17 protein-coding genes and 1 pseudogene are annotated in these 15,417 nt (G+C 64.8%); 4 read left to right on the forward strand and 14 right to left on the reverse strand.

Annotated features, from left to right (window positions below):
- Positions 1-69 precede the first annotated feature (69 nt).
- The 5 genes and pseudogenes from IEW98_RS00005 to IEW98_RS00020 all read right to left on the reverse strand — a co-directional run bounded on the left by IEW98_RS00005 (position 70) and on the right by IEW98_RS00020 (position 5,183).
- Positions 70-684 carry a TonB-dependent receptor plug domain-containing protein gene (locus IEW98_RS00005; RefSeq protein WP_243450474.1) on the reverse strand — a complete coding sequence of 205 codons (615 nt, stop codon included), beginning with the start codon at positions 682-684 and terminating at the stop codon, positions 70-72.
- Between the two features lie 55 nt (positions 685-739).
- The gene (locus tag IEW98_RS16065; RefSeq protein WP_207792460.1) at positions 740-1,156 is read right to left on the reverse strand and encodes a hypothetical protein; all 417 of its coding nucleotides are present in this window, start codon (positions 1,154-1,156) and stop codon (positions 740-742) included.
- Between the two features lie 15 nt (positions 1,157-1,171).
- The gene (locus tag IEW98_RS16070) at positions 1,172-2,002 is read right to left on the reverse strand and encodes a pectate lyase family protein (RefSeq protein ID WP_207792461.1); all 831 of its coding nucleotides are present in this window, start codon (positions 2,000-2,002) and stop codon (positions 1,172-1,174) included.
- Between the two features lie 680 nt (positions 2,003-2,682).
- A pseudogene (locus IEW98_RS00015) lies at positions 2,683-3,786 on the reverse strand (alpha/beta hydrolase).
- Positions 3,787-4,151: 365 nt separating this feature from the next.
- Positions 4,152-5,183, reverse strand: a complete 1,032-nt coding sequence (locus IEW98_RS00020; protein WP_207792462.1) for a T6SS phospholipase effector Tle1-like catalytic domain-containing protein — start codon at positions 5,181-5,183, stop codon at positions 4,152-4,154.
- 177 nt (positions 5,184-5,360) lie between these two features.
- On the opposite strand from IEW98_RS00020, the gene IEW98_RS00025 reads away from it, so the two are divergent.
- Positions 5,361-6,284 carry an NAD(P)/FAD-dependent oxidoreductase gene (locus IEW98_RS00025; protein WP_243450475.1) on the forward strand — a complete coding sequence of 308 codons (924 nt, stop codon included), beginning with the start codon at positions 5,361-5,363 and terminating at the stop codon, positions 6,282-6,284.
- A gap of 246 nt (positions 6,285-6,530) precedes the next feature.
- On the opposite strand, the gene IEW98_RS16645 is transcribed toward IEW98_RS00025, so the two are convergent.
- The 5 genes from IEW98_RS16645 to IEW98_RS00050 form a co-directional block, all read right to left on the reverse strand.
- Complete coding sequence (locus tag IEW98_RS16645) at positions 6,531-6,779, reverse strand: DUF2092 domain-containing protein (protein WP_188760863.1); 249 nt, start codon at positions 6,777-6,779, stop codon at positions 6,531-6,533.
- Positions 6,692-7,303, reverse strand: a complete 612-nt coding sequence (locus IEW98_RS16650; protein ID WP_188760864.1) for a DUF2092 domain-containing protein — start codon at positions 7,301-7,303, stop codon at positions 6,692-6,694. Before IEW98_RS16650 ends, IEW98_RS16645 begins: the two co-directional genes overlap by 88 nt.
- A 111-nt stretch (positions 7,304-7,414) precedes the next feature.
- Positions 7,415-7,675: a hypothetical protein gene (locus IEW98_RS00040; protein ID WP_188760865.1), complete on the reverse strand. Its 261-nt coding sequence runs from the start codon at positions 7,673-7,675 to the stop codon at positions 7,415-7,417.
- Entirely contained in the window at positions 7,672-7,890 is a 219-nt protein-coding gene (locus IEW98_RS00045; RefSeq protein ID WP_188760866.1) for a hypothetical protein, read from the reverse strand. The genes IEW98_RS00040 and IEW98_RS00045 overlap by 4 nt, the downstream gene beginning before the upstream one ends.
- Positions 7,887-8,252, reverse strand: a complete 366-nt coding sequence (locus IEW98_RS00050) for a hypothetical protein (RefSeq protein ID WP_188760867.1) — start codon at positions 8,250-8,252, stop codon at positions 7,887-7,889. Before IEW98_RS00050 ends, IEW98_RS00045 begins: the two co-directional genes overlap by 4 nt.
- A gap of 396 nt (positions 8,253-8,648) precedes the next feature.
- Here IEW98_RS00050 and IEW98_RS00055 point away from each other — a divergent pair, with 396 nt between their 5' ends.
- Positions 8,649-9,272: a porin gene (locus IEW98_RS00055; protein WP_188760868.1), complete on the forward strand. Its 624-nt coding sequence runs from the start codon at positions 8,649-8,651 to the stop codon at positions 9,270-9,272.
- A gap of 29 nt (positions 9,273-9,301) precedes the next feature.
- On the opposite strand, the gene paoC is transcribed toward IEW98_RS00055, so the two are convergent.
- The 3 genes from paoC to paoA are packed head-to-tail and all read right to left on the reverse strand — an operon-like array spanning position 9,302 to position 13,082.
- On the reverse strand, positions 9,302-11,485 hold the full coding sequence (gene paoC, locus IEW98_RS00060; protein WP_188760869.1) for an aldehyde oxidoreductase molybdenum-binding subunit PaoC: 2,184 nt from the start codon (positions 11,483-11,485) through the stop codon (positions 9,302-9,304).
- Entirely contained in the window at positions 11,482-12,438 is a 957-nt protein-coding gene (locus IEW98_RS00065) for an FAD binding domain-containing protein (RefSeq protein WP_188760870.1), read from the reverse strand. The genes paoC and IEW98_RS00065 overlap by 4 nt, the downstream gene beginning before the upstream one ends.
- The gene (gene paoA, locus IEW98_RS00070; RefSeq protein ID WP_188760871.1) at positions 12,435-13,082 is read right to left on the reverse strand and encodes an aldehyde dehydrogenase iron-sulfur subunit PaoA; all 648 of its coding nucleotides are present in this window, start codon (positions 13,080-13,082) and stop codon (positions 12,435-12,437) included. Before paoA ends, IEW98_RS00065 begins: the two co-directional genes overlap by 4 nt.
- Before the next feature lie 216 nt (positions 13,083-13,298).
- Here paoA and gpmA point away from each other — a divergent pair, with 216 nt between their 5' ends.
- Positions 13,299-13,976 carry a 2,3-diphosphoglycerate-dependent phosphoglycerate mutase gene (gene gpmA / locus IEW98_RS00075; RefSeq protein WP_188760872.1) on the forward strand — a complete coding sequence of 226 codons (678 nt, stop codon included), beginning with the start codon at positions 13,299-13,301 and terminating at the stop codon, positions 13,974-13,976.
- Positions 13,977-14,146: 170 nt separating this feature from the next.
- Here gpmA and pyrC read toward each other — a convergent pair whose 3' ends face one another.
- On the reverse strand, positions 14,147-15,217 hold the full coding sequence (pyrC, locus tag IEW98_RS00080) for a dihydroorotase (RefSeq protein WP_188760873.1): 1,071 nt from the start codon (positions 15,215-15,217) through the stop codon (positions 14,147-14,149).
- Here pyrC and IEW98_RS00085 point away from each other — a divergent pair.
- Positions 15,216-15,383 carry a hypothetical protein gene (locus tag IEW98_RS00085; protein ID WP_188760874.1) on the forward strand — a complete coding sequence of 56 codons (168 nt, stop codon included), beginning with the start codon at positions 15,216-15,218 and terminating at the stop codon, positions 15,381-15,383. The two genes, pyrC and IEW98_RS00085, sit on opposite strands and share 2 nt — an antisense overlap.
- The last annotated feature ends 34 nt before the right edge of the window (positions 15,384-15,417 follow it).

Genomic DNA, 15,417 nt, shown 5'->3' on the forward strand with positions numbered 1-15,417 from the left:
CCTTGAAATCCGAGCTGTAGCGCTTTCTCGTCGTCTTCATTCCCGTCAATCCTTCAGATCGGGAATAGCTTAACACCCTGTCCAGTTTTCCGGGACCACCTCAAACGGCCGCCCGGTCTGCAGGTCTATGGTGGCGCCTAGCGAACCTTCGTCGGTTTCCGCCGACGAGGTTTTCTGGACCTTCAGGGCGCTGAAAAGCTCGGATGCGAAGGTGTTGTAGTCGAACGATCGGCTGCGATTGGGGCTGGTGCCGGCGTCGTTCGATCCCGCCGTCGACAGCGCCTCCAGGCCATTGAGCCGGGTCCGGTTGAAGTCGCCGCCGAGGCCGCGAACGGTGATCGACCGGCCCTCGCCATTGTCGCGGTCGACCGACACGCCGGGCAGCCGCTGCAGTGACTGCGCAAGGTTATTGTCGGGAAAGTCGGCAATGTCCTCGGCGTTGATCGCGTCGATCTGCACACTGGCTTCGCGCTTGTCGGAAATCGACGCCCGCAGCGAGCCACGGTAGCCGGTCACGGTGATTTCGCCGATATCGCGATCGGTGACCACGTTGTCGGCAACCGGAGCGGCTTTTGCCGTCGCGGGTGCCGGCACTGCGGGCGCCTGAGCCGCCGCAGCTTCCGCGATCATGAGCGCCATCAGCGACACGCTGATCGCACCGTGGTTCTTCTGGATAATCTTCACGTGATCTTCCCCCAATATAGTAATTTTTCGGCCCCTGATTTTCAGGTAACCGGTGTCAATTTTTCGTAAGCCAGTCCAAATATAGTTTCAGGTTTGTCCAGCCGTGCTTGTCGACGACATCGCTCGAGTCGGCGCGGGCGGGTTCGAGGCCGTTCCGGCGCTCCCAAATATCGGGAAGGCCGTCGCGATCGGTGTCGAGTTCGGGCGCGAGGCTGCGAAGCTGCGGCCAGCCGCCATCATCGGCCTCGTTGTCGATCAGGCGCCCGGTCGCATCGGCAACTCCGGCGACCACTTTGAGATCGACGGCGTCGCGTCGCCGCGATGCCCCGGCGCCAGCGAGGATAGCGACACGTGCGGCATCGGCGGCTTCGGTTCGCACCGGCGGCGTATCCACGGGGCCAGCCAGTCGATTTCCCGACCCTGCCAGGCCGGTGACCAGCGACCATGGGTCGGCCGGCACGCTGGCCGCCATGCTGTTGCCGGCAAATCACCCCCGCGCCAGCGGATTGCGCTCCTGGAAGGCGATCGGCTTTGTCGTGTCGGGGCCGGGCAGATAGGCGTTGCCGATGAAATTGTAGCGCGCCATGCTGTCGGTGTCGGCATTGTAACCGGAATGGCCGCCGCCCCAATTGTAGAAGACGTTGTTGCGGAAATCGAATGTCGCGCCCTTGGGGTCGACGGCAATTGCATCGTAATTGCCCGGCCGCGGCATTCGTGCGGCGTGATTGGCCCAGAGATTGTGGTGGAAACTTATCTGGGCGCCGCGACCGGCACGGACCAGGCTGCCATAGCCATGACTGCCTTTCACATGACCCGAGCGCCGCAGCGAATTGGCGATGATGCTCCACTGGACGGTTACGTCGCCCAGGCTGTTGGCGGCGTCGGCATAGTTCGCCGACACCGACAGTGTCTCGTCGACCGACCAGCTGGCCGACACATGATCGAGTATCACCCGGGTGCCACCGCTCAGCCAGATCGCGTCGCCCTGCGTCTGCGACCGTGCACCCAGGCGCGACCGGACGTACCGGATCACCACGTCGTCCGCGGCGACCCGCAATGTCTGGTCGGCCAGGGTTATGCCGTCGCCGGGCGCCGTCTGGCCGGCGATCGTGACCCGGCCATAACGCACGACCAGCGGCGCGACGAGATGTATCGTTCCGGAGACATCGAAGACGATCGTCCGCGGCGCATCTAAGGCAACTGCCGCCCGCAGGCTTCCCGGGCCATCGTCCGCCAGCGTCGTTACATGAAGAACACGCCCGGCGCGTCCGCCCAGCGCGAAACGCCCGCTGCCTTCGGCTCCGGGAAATGCCGTCAATGAGGTCGGGGCCGCAGAAAGCCCGGGCGCGGCGCCCATGACAGCTGCAATGGCCCAGCACGACAGCGTCGCAGACCGAATCGTGTGATAGCTGCGTTGCCCCAACATCGCCTCCCCAGGCTCTTGTACTCGCCGCCTGTCCCGTGCCGCTGCTGCGATCATTCTGGGTAACCGGTGTCATATGTGAAGGCGAAACGTCGGAGTTGTCAATCATGGATGAGGCGGCACCCATTAGGTAGGTCGTCGAAAGCAATTGCCACTTCGCCGCCGGACTGCGTCCGTCGACCAAAGGCAATGCATCGTTTCGTCAGGAATTTCTGAATTGGTCGCTAGCGGCGATCGACAAAGTGCGAAAGCCTTGCCGCAACCAATTTCATAAACCCGAATCGCTGGACAACCCTGCGATTACAACGGTGCACACAGTCGGACAGCCCCGAGTGTCAAACGCATATTACAATTGAAATAAAAAAGCCTGAATTTTCCAGGTTCGGTGGGCCGGCGGCTCCATACGGGCGCAGGCGGGACGGCCGGCAGCAGCCAACTTGCGGAATTGACGACAGGAACCTTGCGTACGGCCTAGCCGCTTTTCGCCAAGTCCGCACAATGACCCTCAGCCCGAGGAGTGACCGCGGCAGGCCGGCTGTCATGGCAGCGGTAAGGCCGCCACGACAGCGACCTGATCAACGAGCCGCTGCGAGTGCCGGTTTCAAGCGCGCCGCTGCATAGGCCTCGGCCTGTGCGGCGCCGCTGACGACCTGGCCCATGCCGAAGAATTCATGGGTGACGCCGGGGAAGGTGCGCTGCTCGACCTTGCCGCCAGCGGCGCGCACTGCGGCTGCCAGCGTTTCCCCATCGGACAGCAGCGGATCGATCTGCGCGTTGACGATGGTTAGCGGCGGCAGACCGCGCAAATCGGCCTTGACGAGATTGATGCGCGGGTCCTGGGCGTCGGCCTTCGACTTGGAGTAATAATAGCCGAACCACGACAACATCGGCGTGTTGAGCGGTTTGGCCCGCGCATTGGTCTGCCGTGAAGGCAGGTTCGTTGCCGAATTGGCGATCGGGTAAACGGCAAGGATGTGCCGCGGCGCGGTCATGCCGCGGTCGCGCGCGACGATCGCAGTCGCCACGGCGAGGTTGCCGCCGGCGCTTTCGCCTGCCAGCGCCATCCGCAACGGGTCGCCGCCCCAGGCCTTGGCGTTCTTGAGCACCCAGCCTTAGGAGTTGGCCGCATCCTCGTGCTGCGCTGGGAACTTGGCCTCGGGCGCGTGGCGATACTCCACCGACACGACGATGGCATTGAGTGTCTTGGCGAGGTAGCGCGGGGTTGCGTCATAGGTCTTCAGGTCGGCGATGACCCAGCCGCCGCCGTGGTAATAGACCACGACCGGCCGCGGCGCCGTGCTGGCCATGGCCGGCTTGTAGATGCGGGCGACCCGCATCGGGTCGGTGCCATAGGCGAGGTCCTGCGTGGTGACGCTGTTGTCGGGCGCGGTCGGCAGCCCCTTTGCCTTCAAGACCTGTGCGACGCCATCCGCCGGGGTTGGCTGCAACCGTGCCTGGGCGGGCGTCAAGGTCTCGATCGGCTTGGCACCGAGTGCAGCCTGCGCTGAAAGGACCGCCTGCATGTCGGGGACCGGCTTTGGCGGGGCGGTAGCGGCGATGCGAGGCATCGGGAAGCTGGGCGGCGAGGTCGCCGACATCGGCGACTGGGCGGAAACGGCAGTTGCCGACAGCAGCAACACTGCGGATGAAACACGAAACGACTTCGAATAGCGGAACATGACTGGCCTTTTGTTGCGACGAGCCTAGAAACCCGGCGGACGACGTGTCGTTCCAACAGATCGCAGCAAACAAATGGTAACTATCCAAAGTATAGTAACAGTCATGGACATGTTCTCGAAATAAACGTTGGATTTCAACTATGGTGTGGCCTTGTCCTTAACTTTCGTGCTATTGGCCTGGGCATTGGTGGGACGATAGGACGCATCATGGCGGCGGCGCTGTTCGATCGCGTCGTCGAGGCGGTGCTCGGCAGGCACCGGTCGCGGTTCGCCGCGTGGCAGATACCACCGCAGGAACGACCGCCGTGGCCATTCGCGTTATTCGGTGTTCTTGGGGAAATATTCGAGCAGCTTCCATCCTGCCGTCAGCGACTGGTGCAGCTTTGCCAATGGATCGGGCCGGGCATAGCTGTGCTGGCTGCCGGCCTTCGCCTCGCCGTGGGCAGGTGGCGCAGATTGGCCTCGGTGATCCGCAGCCCGGCCTTGACGGCTTCCTCGGTCATCCAGATCAGCGGTATCTTCGACAGGCCGCTGTCGCGCTCGCGGTAACCGCCGCCGATATCGGAGTGCACGCCGGCGAACCAGCGTTGCTCGATATCCTGCGCGGCGGTCTCTGCCGGCCGGAACCGGTTGGGGATATGGTCCTGCGGCTGTCGCCAACGGGCCACGCGAAACATGCGGCGCCGCTCGTCGAGGGCAAGGGCATGGCGGAATATCCGCACCGATGGGTTGGTGCCGGTATAGGGCAGGGTCTCCAGGCTCGGGATCCACAGGCGATCGGGTCGCGGCACCAATACCGAGGCAACGCTGTCCCAGGCGCCGATAAAATGGATGACCGGGAAGCGCGCGCCGATGACACGGGCGAAATGCCACGCGAGCGGCAGTTCGTTCTCGCGCGCGGCGCGCTTGTAGGTGTCGAGGGCGTTGTCGCACATATTGAGCTGCGACGGGCGGACGAGCCCGATCAGGTGCACCAGCCCGGCAAGCACGCGCACCGTCCAGGCCCCCCGGCTGAAGCCGAACAGGAAGATATTGTCGCCCGGCTGCCAGTTGATGACGAGGAAGCGGTAGGCGCCGAGCACATTGTCGTCGAGGCCATAGCCGGTAACCAGGCCAAGCACGCCGAGCGCCTTTTGCTTCCAGCGGTAGAGGTAATCGACGCGTCCGATGGTCCCCACCCCGGGGGCATAATAGACCAGCTGGCGCTCGCCCTTCTCGGCGATGCGGAACAGCTTGAGCACGTTGGAAATTCGAATGGCGCCTGGATCGCCCGCCAGCGCGCCGCCGAGCTCGTTGCCGGTACCGTCGCACAGGATAACCAGGTTGCGGCCCGGTCGCCGCGGCGTTGCCGATGCGGGCTCGTCCGGCCTCGCCGGTGCGGTGTCCATGCTGGTCATCGTCGACTGTCCTCGCGCCGCGCAACCTCGCATTATCCGGCTGCATCGACCAGTGCAGCGGTCACCACCGACAAGGCAGGCCGCGCGCGCATGGATTTCCCGGCCCCGGCGAGTGCCGGAACTTCGCGGCCCAGCAATGGTTGTGCAGTTGCGAAATTATCAAGGGGCGCAAACAGCGTGGCGACAGTTCACTGCGATGCGCTCATTGTCGGTGGCGGTCCTGCCGGGCTGACGGCCGCTATCTATCTGGCTCGTTATCGCCGCCGGGTGATCGTCGTCGATGATGGCAACAGTCGCGCCAAATGGATCCCGCTGTCGCACAACCATGCCGGATTTCCGGATGGGATCAGCGGCGAGGAGCTGCTTCGCCGCATGAGCGACCAGGCGAAGCGGTTCGGCGCGGAGATCGTCGCCGGTCACATCGAGACAGTCGCGGCCATCGCCGACGGGTTTCATGCCCAAGGCGCCGGCCTGGACATCACGGCCCGCACGATTCTGCTGGCAACCGGCGTCGAAAACCGCCGCCCGCCGATCGACCCCGATATACATCGGCTGGCGCTCGATCGCGGCCTGTTGCGCTATTGCCCGGTTTGCGACGGCTACGAGGCCAGCGGCCAGGAGATAGGAGTCATCGGTGCCAATACCCACGCCGTTGCGGAGGCGCTGTTTCTGCGGACCTATTCCGACAGGGTCACGCTGATCGCGCTGGAAGGTTTCGAACTCGATGCCGACGATCACAAGGCGTTGGCAACGGCAGGCGTGGGGCTCGCACCCAGCACCCTGGGCCACCTCGAATTCTCCGAAACAGAGGCAAATGCCCAGCTCGCCAATGGCGACACGCTAAGGTTCGATACGATCTATCCGGCGCTGGGCTCGGACAGCAAGAACGAACTGGCGCGCCAGCTCGGCATCGAACTGAGCGACGACCGCTGCATCGTCGTCGATGCCAAGCAACGCACGAGCCTTGCCAGCATCTATGCGGCAGGTGACATCGTGATGTCGCTCGATCAGATCAGCGTGTCCATGGGGCACGGCGCGGTCGCGGCAACCGCCCTTCACAACGACCTGAGGGAGCATGACGGCGAAACGCGGCCATCATGATGTGATCGCACATAGGCGCGGCGTGACGATCCTATGCGGTTGCGCGCCGGATTGGCCCCCACGCGGCACTCAGGGAACGTGAACCCGGCCCCCGGGGATAATCCGGATGGCGGCACCTCCGTCTCCCGCAATAGTTTGGCGCATGGCAACTTTCCTGCGCACATCCGGCTGGTTCCGCGGCCGCGGTCGTCAGGACAAGGCCGAGCACGGCCGCCGAGCGCCATGTCTGGTGGATGAGGATGCCGGTCATTGTCCCGTAACTCCCTTGGCGGGGGCGCTATTTCCCGCCAGCTTGCCGATGGTGATGCTGCCGGCGCCCGGTGGCGGCTTCAGCGTAAAGGTGCTGGCCGGAAAGCTTTTGACCGGAACCCAGGTCAGCAGCGCCTCATATTGCGGCATGCTCGGGTCTATGCGCGACGTGATGACGATCTTGCAGGGCAACGGATCGGCGCCCTCGCGCAGCCAGATTTGCCAGTCGACATTTTTCTGGCGCATGACATGTTGCGTGCAGCGATACGGCCCGATCTGTCAGCTGTGAACGCCGATGTGACGCGCGCGATCAGCGCCGGGTCGGTTCCCCATGATATCAGGTCGACCAGCGGCAATTCGATGCCATAGTCTTCGCTTGCCGTGGCGATCGTTGCTGCAATGGTCGCCGGGGCGGGCATCGTCCCGTACAACCCCAACGCCGGCGCCAGCAGGCTGAGGTTCTTGCCGTCATAGAAGATGGTGCGGCTGTTGTGTTCCGTCCTGGTGTCGATCACGAAGCCGTCGGGGCGCCGCACCTTGATGTCGACGGTGCCTCCGGACTGTATTTTCTGGCCCGTAGTCAGGACATCCTCGTCGGTAAACGCAGCCCGGACCGAAAATGTCTGCAGCTTGCGCAGCGCCGCGCCCATGGCATCGAGTGCGGCCATCGTGTCCGCGTCACGTTCTTCGGCTTCAGGCGCCGCAATTGGCGTGGCCGGTGCTGCGGAGACGCTCGCCGCGCAAACCCCTCCCGCGAGCAATACGGCCATGCCGTAGACGGTTCTCGCGCGCAATATGCACAGGCCGCCGCCAAAGTATTCGACAACGGCGTTGCACCGAGTTCGATTATTTCGTCGATGGTCCACACGGCCGCGGCCATCTCACACTGAACCTTGGCCCACTCGAAATCGCCGGCACGCTTCATGGCATCGCAGTGCATCTCGATGTTGTCCTCCGTTGCGGATATACAGGCCCTGATACGGTGGCACGATGCCGGTCAGAAAGGCGCGATAGCCGTTAAAATACGGGCTTTGGCCACCCTCGGTCGCGATCGCCGGTGCAACACCGATGGCGGCGGCGAGCCAGGAGAAAGACCAGCCGGCAACGCGGTGCCGGGGCTTCGGGGTGAGGAGCTTGATCAACTTGGCCTCACGATTAGCGGGATTGCAGTGGAAAGCAGCGGCTCCGGCCCGAAGTCGGCACGCAGGCCGGTCAGGATGGACTGGATCGCCAGCGCCGCCTGGAGGACCGCGAACACCCAGCCCAGGATGCGCAGCGGTCCGAGCCCGACATGGCGCAATATCGAGCCCGAAAATACCATTGCCAGGCAGTTGGACAGCAGCAGCGCCGGGATCATGCCGAAGACGACGATGGCCAGTTGCCGTGGGTCGGCACTGAGCGCGGTGAGCACCAGCAGTGCAACGATGCCATAGGGCGTGATGTGAACGGGAAGGCCAGCGGCGAAAAGACCAGCCCCTTGGCGCTTTCCAGCGGCGGCGGCGGTGGCGGCGACGCTTCGCCGGCAGCGTTGAGCAGCGAGATCGCCGGGATAAGCAACAGGATGCCGAAAGCCGCCCTGAGATCGGCGACCTCGATCCGCCAGCTCACGCGCAGGTTGCTGATGACGTAGATGACCACCAATGCCACGACATAGGCAATCAGTGCACTGACCAGCGCCAACCGCACCCGGGTGCGAAAGTCGAAGCCGCGCGTGAGCATTCCGAACGGCGCAATGACCTTGGGGGGCCAAGGGTCAGGAACAGCATCGTGAAAACGAACGAAAGTTCCTGCATCAGTACACCCAGGCCTTATTGGCTGAAGGCTAAGCTACGCCCCGCGCAGCCATAACCGGGATGAGTCCCGATAAGAGGTCGGGAAGACCCGCACTGCGGCCGCGGCGCTAGAATGCCTCCCGGGATCGGGACGATCAGGAAATCATTCTTCTTGGGGTCCGCGGGCCGCACGACATCGACGTGCCGCGTCACTTCGTGCACCGGAACGTCCGCCAGAAAGGCGATGGCGGGCGCGCGGGCAACAGGGCCAACACCGCGGCCGCAACGCCGGCCCGCAGCGCCCCGTGACGATGGTCAAGGTCATTGCCCAGAAGGACGCGAGATGAGAAAAGCATCCAGCGCGCTCGGGGGAGCCGCCATCATCCTGGTAATGGCACCGTTGGCGACGGTGGCCGATGCCCGTTTGTCGCGGCTCGGCATGCACGGCGGTGCCAGGGCATCAATCACGGTGCCGACTACCGCCAAGCCCGGCACCAACACGCCCGCTCACTACCTCGACACCGGCACCTTCGAAGCGGCCGGTGCCGATTACTATGGTCTGGAGCTGCAGTACACCCGCCGTGGCCTGTCGGTGCTCGCCGAGCTGGTGTCGGCGCAAGTGCGGTCCGAACCGACCGCGAACCCGCACTTCATGGGCTTCTACGTCATCGGCAGCTGGGTCATCACCGGCGAACACCGCGCTTATAATCATGCAACCGGGCTGGTGCGCCCGCTCGTGCCGCAGGGACGCTGGGGCGCACCTGAACTAATCGCCCGCTATGCCGTTGTCGATCTGGACGGCGGCAGCGTCCGGGGTGGCCGCTATAAGCGCGTCGAACTCGGCATCAACTGCTGGGCGACGTCGTGGTGGAAGCTCGGTGTCATCGGCGGACGAATATGGCTCGACCGCTTCGGCGAGACAGGGGTCATCGACTCGCTGCTGACGCGGCTGCAGTGGGTCTATTGACCCGCCTGCAGCCGCGTCATCAGTCTGCCTCAGGTCATCTGCGGCAGCCGATCCAGCAGCTTGTCGAGCGTGATCGGGTAATCCCGGACGCGTATGCCTGTCGCGTTGTAGATCGCGTTCGCAACCGCCGCGCCGACGCCGCAAATGCCCAGCTCGCCGACACCCTTCGCCTTCATCGGCGACGAGATGGGATCGACCTCATCGAGGAATATCACCTCCTGGTGCGGAATGTCGGCGTGGACCGGCACTTCATACCCGGCCAGATCATGGTTGACGAAGAATCCGAAACGCTTGTCGACCGCCAGTTCCTCCATCAACGCCGCCCCGGCGCCCATCGTCATCGCGCCGATCACCTGGCTGCGGGCGGACTTGGGGTTGAGAATGCGCCCCGCCGCACACACCGCCAGCATGCGCCGCACCCGGATTTCCCCGGTCATGGCGTGCACGCCGACTTCGACGAAATGCCCACCGAAGGTCGATTGCTGATATTCCTTTGACAGCTTGTCGAACTCGATTGTGTCTTCGGCCACCAGCGCGCCCGCCCTGGTCAGCGGCATGCTGCGCCCGCCATCCTGCACCTTGCCGCCGGCAAACACCGCCGTCGCCGGATCGAGGCCAAGCTGCCGTGCGATCGCCTCGCGCAGCTTGACGCACGCCGCATAGACGCCTGCCGTCGAGCTGTTGCCGCCCCATTGCCCGCCCGATCCCGCCGACACCGGAAAGCGCGAGTCGCCCAGCCGCACCACGACCCGGTCGAGCGGCACGCCCATCATCTCGGCCGCCGTCTGCCCGATGATCGTATAGCTGCCGGTGCCGATGTCGGTCATGTCGGTCTCGACGACGATCGTGCCGTCCTGCTCGAGCCGCACCCGCGCCGCCGATGTCTGCACCATGTTGTTGCGAAAGGCCGCCGCCACGCCCATGCCGACGAGCCACCGGCCATCGCGCACCCGGCCCGGCAGGCCGCGCCTTGCCCAGCCGAAATGCGCCGCGCCATCGCGCAGGCACTTGACCAGCTGCCGCTGCGAAAACGGCCGCTTCGGATCCATCGGATCGACCTGCGTGTCGTTGACGACACGGAACTCGACCGGGTCCATCCCGAGCTTTTCGGCCATCTCGTCCATGGCAAACTCGAGCGCCATCAAGCCTGACGCCTCGCCCGGCGCACGCATGGCGTTGCCTTCCGGCAGGTCAAGCACCGACAGCCGCATTGCCGTCAGCCGGTTGGCGCCGGCATAGAGCAGCTCCGTCTGCTTGACCGCAGTTTCGGGCTGCCCGCCGGGCAGGTCGCCCGACCAGCTTTCATGCCCGATCGCGGTGATCTTGCCATCGCGCCCGCAGCCGATGCGGATGCGTTGCCGCGTTGCCGGGCGATGCGTCGTGTTGTTGAAGATCATCGGCCGGGTCAGCGTCAGCTTGACCGGTCGCCCCGCCGCCCGCGCCCCCAGCGCCGCCAGCACCGCATCGGCGCGGGTGAACAGCTTGCCGCCAAAACCGCCGCCGATATACGGCGAGATTATATGAACATTCTCCTTGGGGATGCCCAAAGTCGTCGCCGTGTCGCCGACGGCCCAGTCGATCATCTGGTTCGACGTCCACAGCGTCAGCCGATCACCCTCCCACGCCGCGATCGTCGCGTGCGGTTCCATCATCGCATGCGCCTGGTCGGGCGTCGTATAGCGCGCATCGAGCTTGACGACCGCCGCCGCAAACGCCCCCTCGAAATCGCCGAAGCGCTTGTCGGGCTCGTCCTCGGGCATCTTCGCCGCAGGCTTGCTGGCGTCGAGGTCGAACCGGCCCTTGCCCCGGGCATAGTCGACGCGAACCAGGTTCGCAGCGGCGCGCGCCTGTTCGAACGTCTCGGCGACCACGACGGCGAGCGCCTGATGATAATGCTCGATGTCCGGCCCGGCGAGCAGTTTGGCGGTATTGCGCTTGGACTTGCCCAGCGGCCCGGCATCGGCCGCCGTCACGATCGCCAGCACGCCCGGCGCCGCCTTGGCCTCGGTCAAGTCGATCGACCGGATTCGCCCCTTGGCGATCGCCGACCCGACGACATAGCCATAGACCTGCCCCGGCGCGACATCGCTGCGTTCATAGGCATAAGGCGCGGTGCCGCTGGTCTTCAGCGGGCCGTCGATGCGGTCGGTGGCGCGGCCGATGACCTTCAACTGGTCGATCGGGTTGGTGCCGGCCCTGGTGTCGAACTTCATGCCGTTTCCCTCGCTTGCGCTATCGCAGCGCCGATTGTCCGCTCGACGAGCGCCAGCTTGAAGGCGTTGTCCTCGGTCGGCTTCGCGCCGGCCAAAAGCGGCTGCGCAACCGCCTTGGCGCCCTGGCCCATCGCCGCATCGGCGCCCGCGACCCGCCATGGCCGCGGCGCGATCCCGCCGATCGCGACCCGGCCGCTGCCATCGCGCTGGACGACCGCCGCGACCGAAACCAGCGCGAACGCATATGAGGCGCGGTCACGCACCTTGTAGTAGACATGGCTGCCGCCGATCGGCGCCGGCAGCGTCACGCTGGTGATCAACTCGCCGGGTGCCAGCGCCGTCTCGATATGCGGCGTGTCACCGGGCGAGCGGTGAAATTCGGCGATCGGAATCGCCCGCACCGTGCCCGCCGCATTGACGGTTTCGACCTGCGCATCGAGCACCCGCATCGCCACCGCCATGTCGCCCGGATAGGTCGCGATGCACTTGGTGCTGGTGCCGATCACCGCCAGTTGCCGGCTATACCCGCCGATCGCCCCGCATCCCGACCCCGGCTGGCGCTTGTTGCAGGGCTGGTTGGTATCGTAGAAATACGGGCACCGCGTCCGCTGGAGCAGATTGCCCGCCGTCGTCGCCTTGTTGCGCAACTGGCCCGAGGCGCCGGCGACGATGGCGCGCGACAGCACGCCATAGTCGCGCCGGATCCGGGTGTTGCTGGCCAGGTCGGTGTTGCTGACCAGTGCGCCGATCCGCACGCCGCCGCCGGGGGTGGCCTCGATCTTGTCGAGCTTCAACGCATTGACGTCGACAAGATGGCGCGGCGCCTCGATTTCCAGCTTCATCAGGTCGAGCAGATTGGTACCGCCGGCGATGAACTTGGCGCCGGGGGTGCGCATCGCCGCCGCTGCTGCCGCGGCCGGCGTTTTGGCGCGTTCATAGGTAAAGGGCTTCATGCCTTCACCCCCGCGATGTCGGCCCCAGCTACGTCGGCCATCGCATCGACGATGTTCGAATAGGCCCCGCAGCGGCAGATGTTGCCGCTCATCCGCTCGCGCATCTCGGCGCCGGTCACCATCGGCCGGGCGGTAAGTTCGGCCGTGACATGGCTCGGGATGCCGGCCTTGATCTCGGCCAGTACCGCGACCGCCGAACAGATCTGGCCGGGCGTGCAATAACCGCATTGATAACCGTCGTGCTTGATGAAGGCGGCCTGCATCGGGTGCAGTTTTTCGGGTGTGCCCAAGCCTTCGATCGTCACGATCTCGTCGCCCTGATGCATCACCGCCAGGCTGAGGCACGAGTTGATGCGCTTGCCGCCGGCCATCACCGTGCAGGCGCCGCACTGGCCATGATCGCAGCCCTTCTTGGTCCCGGTCAGGTGCAAATTCTCGCGCAGCACATCGAGCAACGTCGTCCGCGTATCGACTTCGAGATCGCGGCGCGTGCCGTTGACCTCGAGCGACACTTTCATAGTTACCGGCACCGCTTTCGGGGCAGGTACCTGCGCGCCTGCCGGCAGCGGCGCGAGCATCGCCGAGGCGGCGCCGACCGCCATCACGCCGCGGCGCGATATCTCCATTTCAGTGACATTTGCCATTGTGGGGCACCTCCGGTTCACGAGTGCGACCTGTTCGGCTTACCCGGCCATGGCGCGGGGGTCGATGATCGTCTCGTTCGGGCGCCGCGCGATTGTCGATGCCACTTCAACGCCTTCAACGGTTCGCGCGCGCCGTGGCTCCCCGCAAAGTCACAACCATGGGCGCGCAATGCCATTTTTTGCTGGCAGGGCAGGGCAGGGCGGTTATGAGAAGGAATGCCTTCACTCGTCCTCCTTCGCCACGGGCAATCGGCCTGGAACCTCGAAAACCGCTTCACCGGATGGTGGGATGTCGGACTGACCGAAAAGGGCATCGCCGAAGCGCTGGCCGCCGGCGCCGCGATGAAGGCCGCCGGGCTCGATTTCGATATCGCCTTCACCAGCCTGCAATCGCGCGCCATCAAGACGCTCAACCTGGCGCTCGGCGAAATGGACCGGTTGTGGATACCGGTAATCAAGGACTGGCATTTGAACGAGCGCCACTATGGCGGGCTGACCGGGCTCGACAAGGCCGAGACGGCGGCAAAGCACGGCGAGGACCAGGTCAAGATCTGGCGCCGCAGCTTCGACGTGCCGCCACCGCCGCTTGAAGCGGGGTCGCCGTTCGACCTGTCGAGCGACCGCCGCTATGCCGGGATCGCCGTCCCGGCGTCCGAAAGCCTCAAGGATACTATCGCCCGCGTGTTGCCATATTGGGACAGTGCCATCGTTCCGCAGCTGAAGGCCGGCAAGCGGGTCATCATCGCCGCCCATGGCAATTCACTACGCGCCCTGGTCAAGCATCTGTCGGGCATCTCGGACGACGACATTGTCCACGAGGAAATCCCGACCGGCAAGCCGATGGTCTATGAGTTGAACGATGACCTAACCGCCAAAAGTCGTCATTATCTGTAAGTCGCTCAGAAGACTATTGAACACTTCTGGCGGCGAATGCCACAACCGTTAACATTTTCCACATTTTCCGCTTTCGCCGATTTGTTCGTTTTTGAGGACGGGCGCCGCTGCCAAGCGTTTCGCAGCGCCGCACCGGTCTAGCGGAAATGCCTCGTGTAGGACAGCATTGCTCAGGATGCTGTCCCGCCGAACCGCCAAACCATGGTTTCGCCGGCATGGAACGGCACCACCTCGGTGCCTGCCGCTGCATATCGCTCCGGGACCACCGTCGCCGCGCGTTCGAGCATCACCCGTTCCTCGTTGAGCGGCAGTCCATAGAATCGCGGTCCAAATTCGCTGGCAAAGCCTTCGAGCCGGTCCAGCGCGCCCTCCTCGTCAAAGGTTTGCGCATAGCTTTCGATCGCGAACGGCGCGTTGAACATACCGGCGCACCCGCAGGCGCTTTCCTTGTCGCCGACCGCGTGCGGCGCCGAATCGGTGCCCAGGAAGAATTTCGGATTGCCCGACACCGCGGCGCGGCGCAGCGCCAGCCGGTGCGTCTCGCGCTTGACGATCGGCAGGCAGTATAAATGCGGGCGGATACCCCCCTGAAACATGGCGTTGCGGCTGATCGCCAGGTGATGCGGCGTGATCGTGGCCGCGACATTGGCGCCGCTCGCCTCGACGAACGCCGCCGCTTCCGCCGTGGTGATGTGCTCGAACACGATTTTGAGTGCCGGAAAGTCGCGAACCAGCGCAGCCATGGTACGATCGATGAACACCGCCTCGCGGTCGAAGATGTCGACATCGGGGTCGGTGACTTCGCCGTGCACCAGCAGCGGCATGCCGATCCGCTGCATTGCCTCGAGCGCGCTGCGGATCAAGGCGACATCGGTGACGCCGTGCGCCGAATTGGTGGTGGCGTTGGCCGGATATAGCTTGGCGGCGGTGAACACACCCTCGGCATGGCCGCGGACGATATGCTGCGCGTCGATGCCGTCGGTCAGGTAGCAAGTCATCAGCGCCGTAAAACCGAGCCGGGGGTCGACCGCCGCCAGGATGCGCTGGCGATAGGCGGCACCGGCAGCGACGGTGGTTACCGGCGGCTTGAGGTTGGGCATGACGATGGCGCGGGCAAACTGGCGCGCGGTATGATCGACCACCGAGGCCAGCATGGCGTCATCGCGCAAATGGACATGCCAGTCGTCGGGTCGCCGGATGACGATGCGATCCGTCGGGGGTGCAGGCGGGATCGAGGACATGTCGGGCTCCGGGGAATCGAATGGCCCCGCAGGTAACGAAATGGTGCCGCAACCGCAACGCATGGCGCCGGGCAAGGCGGCGCCGCGCTTTTCGGCGGATTATCCAGCCGACACGCCGCGCCCCGGTGGCGAACAGCGCGTTACGTCGGCCATGCTTGGAGCGTGACGTGGCGGGCCGCGCCCGATAGGAAGGGCCAAAT

Origin of the sequence: Sandarakinorhabdus glacialis, assembly GCF_014643455.1 — a bacterium.
GTDB lineage: Bacteria > Pseudomonadota > Alphaproteobacteria > Sphingomonadales > Sphingomonadaceae > Sandarakinorhabdus > Sandarakinorhabdus glacialis.

Excerpts from the sequence above, each read along its gene's own strand:
- IEW98_RS00065 (WP_188760870.1), bottom strand. The coding sequence starts at position 12,438 with ATGAAGCCCTTTACCTATGAACGCGCCAAAACGCCGGCCGCGGCAGCA.
- IEW98_RS00045 (WP_188760866.1), bottom strand. The coding sequence starts at position 7,890 with ATGATCCCGGCGCTGCTGCTGTCCAACTGCCTGGCAATGGTATTTTCG.
- pyrC (WP_188760873.1), bottom strand. The coding sequence starts at position 15,217 with ATGTCCTCGATCCCGCCTGCACCCCCGACGGATCGCATCGTCATCCGG.
- IEW98_RS00050 (WP_188760867.1), bottom strand. The coding sequence starts at position 8,252 with ATGCTCACGCGCGGCTTCGACTTTCGCACCCGGGTGCGGTTGGCGCTG.
- paoA (WP_188760871.1), bottom strand. The coding sequence starts at position 13,082 with ATGGCAAATGTCACTGAAATGGAGATATCGCGCCGCGGCGTGATGGCG.
- IEW98_RS16650 (WP_188760864.1), bottom strand. The coding sequence starts at position 7,303 with ATGGCCGTATTGCTCGCGGGAGGGGTTTGCGCGGCGAGCGTCTCCGCA.
- gpmA (WP_188760872.1), top strand. The coding sequence starts at position 13,299 with ATGCCTTCACTCGTCCTCCTTCGCCACGGGCAATCGGCCTGGAACCTC.
- paoC (WP_188760869.1), bottom strand. The coding sequence starts at position 11,485 with ATGAAGTTCGACACCAGGGCCGGCACCAACCCGATCGACCAGTTGAAG.
- IEW98_RS00020 (WP_207792462.1), bottom strand. The coding sequence starts at position 5,183 with ATGACCAGCATGGACACCGCACCGGCGAGGCCGGACGAGCCCGCATCG.
- IEW98_RS00085 (WP_188760874.1), top strand. The coding sequence starts at position 15,216 with ATGTCGGGCTCCGGGGAATCGAATGGCCCCGCAGGTAACGAAATGGTG.
- IEW98_RS00055 (WP_188760868.1), top strand. The coding sequence starts at position 8,649 with ATGAGAAAAGCATCCAGCGCGCTCGGGGGAGCCGCCATCATCCTGGTA.
- IEW98_RS16645 (WP_188760863.1), bottom strand. The coding sequence starts at position 6,779 with ATGCGCCAGAAAAATGTCGACTGGCAAATCTGGCTGCGCGAGGGCGCC.
- IEW98_RS16065 (WP_207792460.1), bottom strand. The coding sequence starts at position 1,156 with ATGGCGGCCAGCGTGCCGGCCGACCCATGGTCGCTGGTCACCGGCCTG.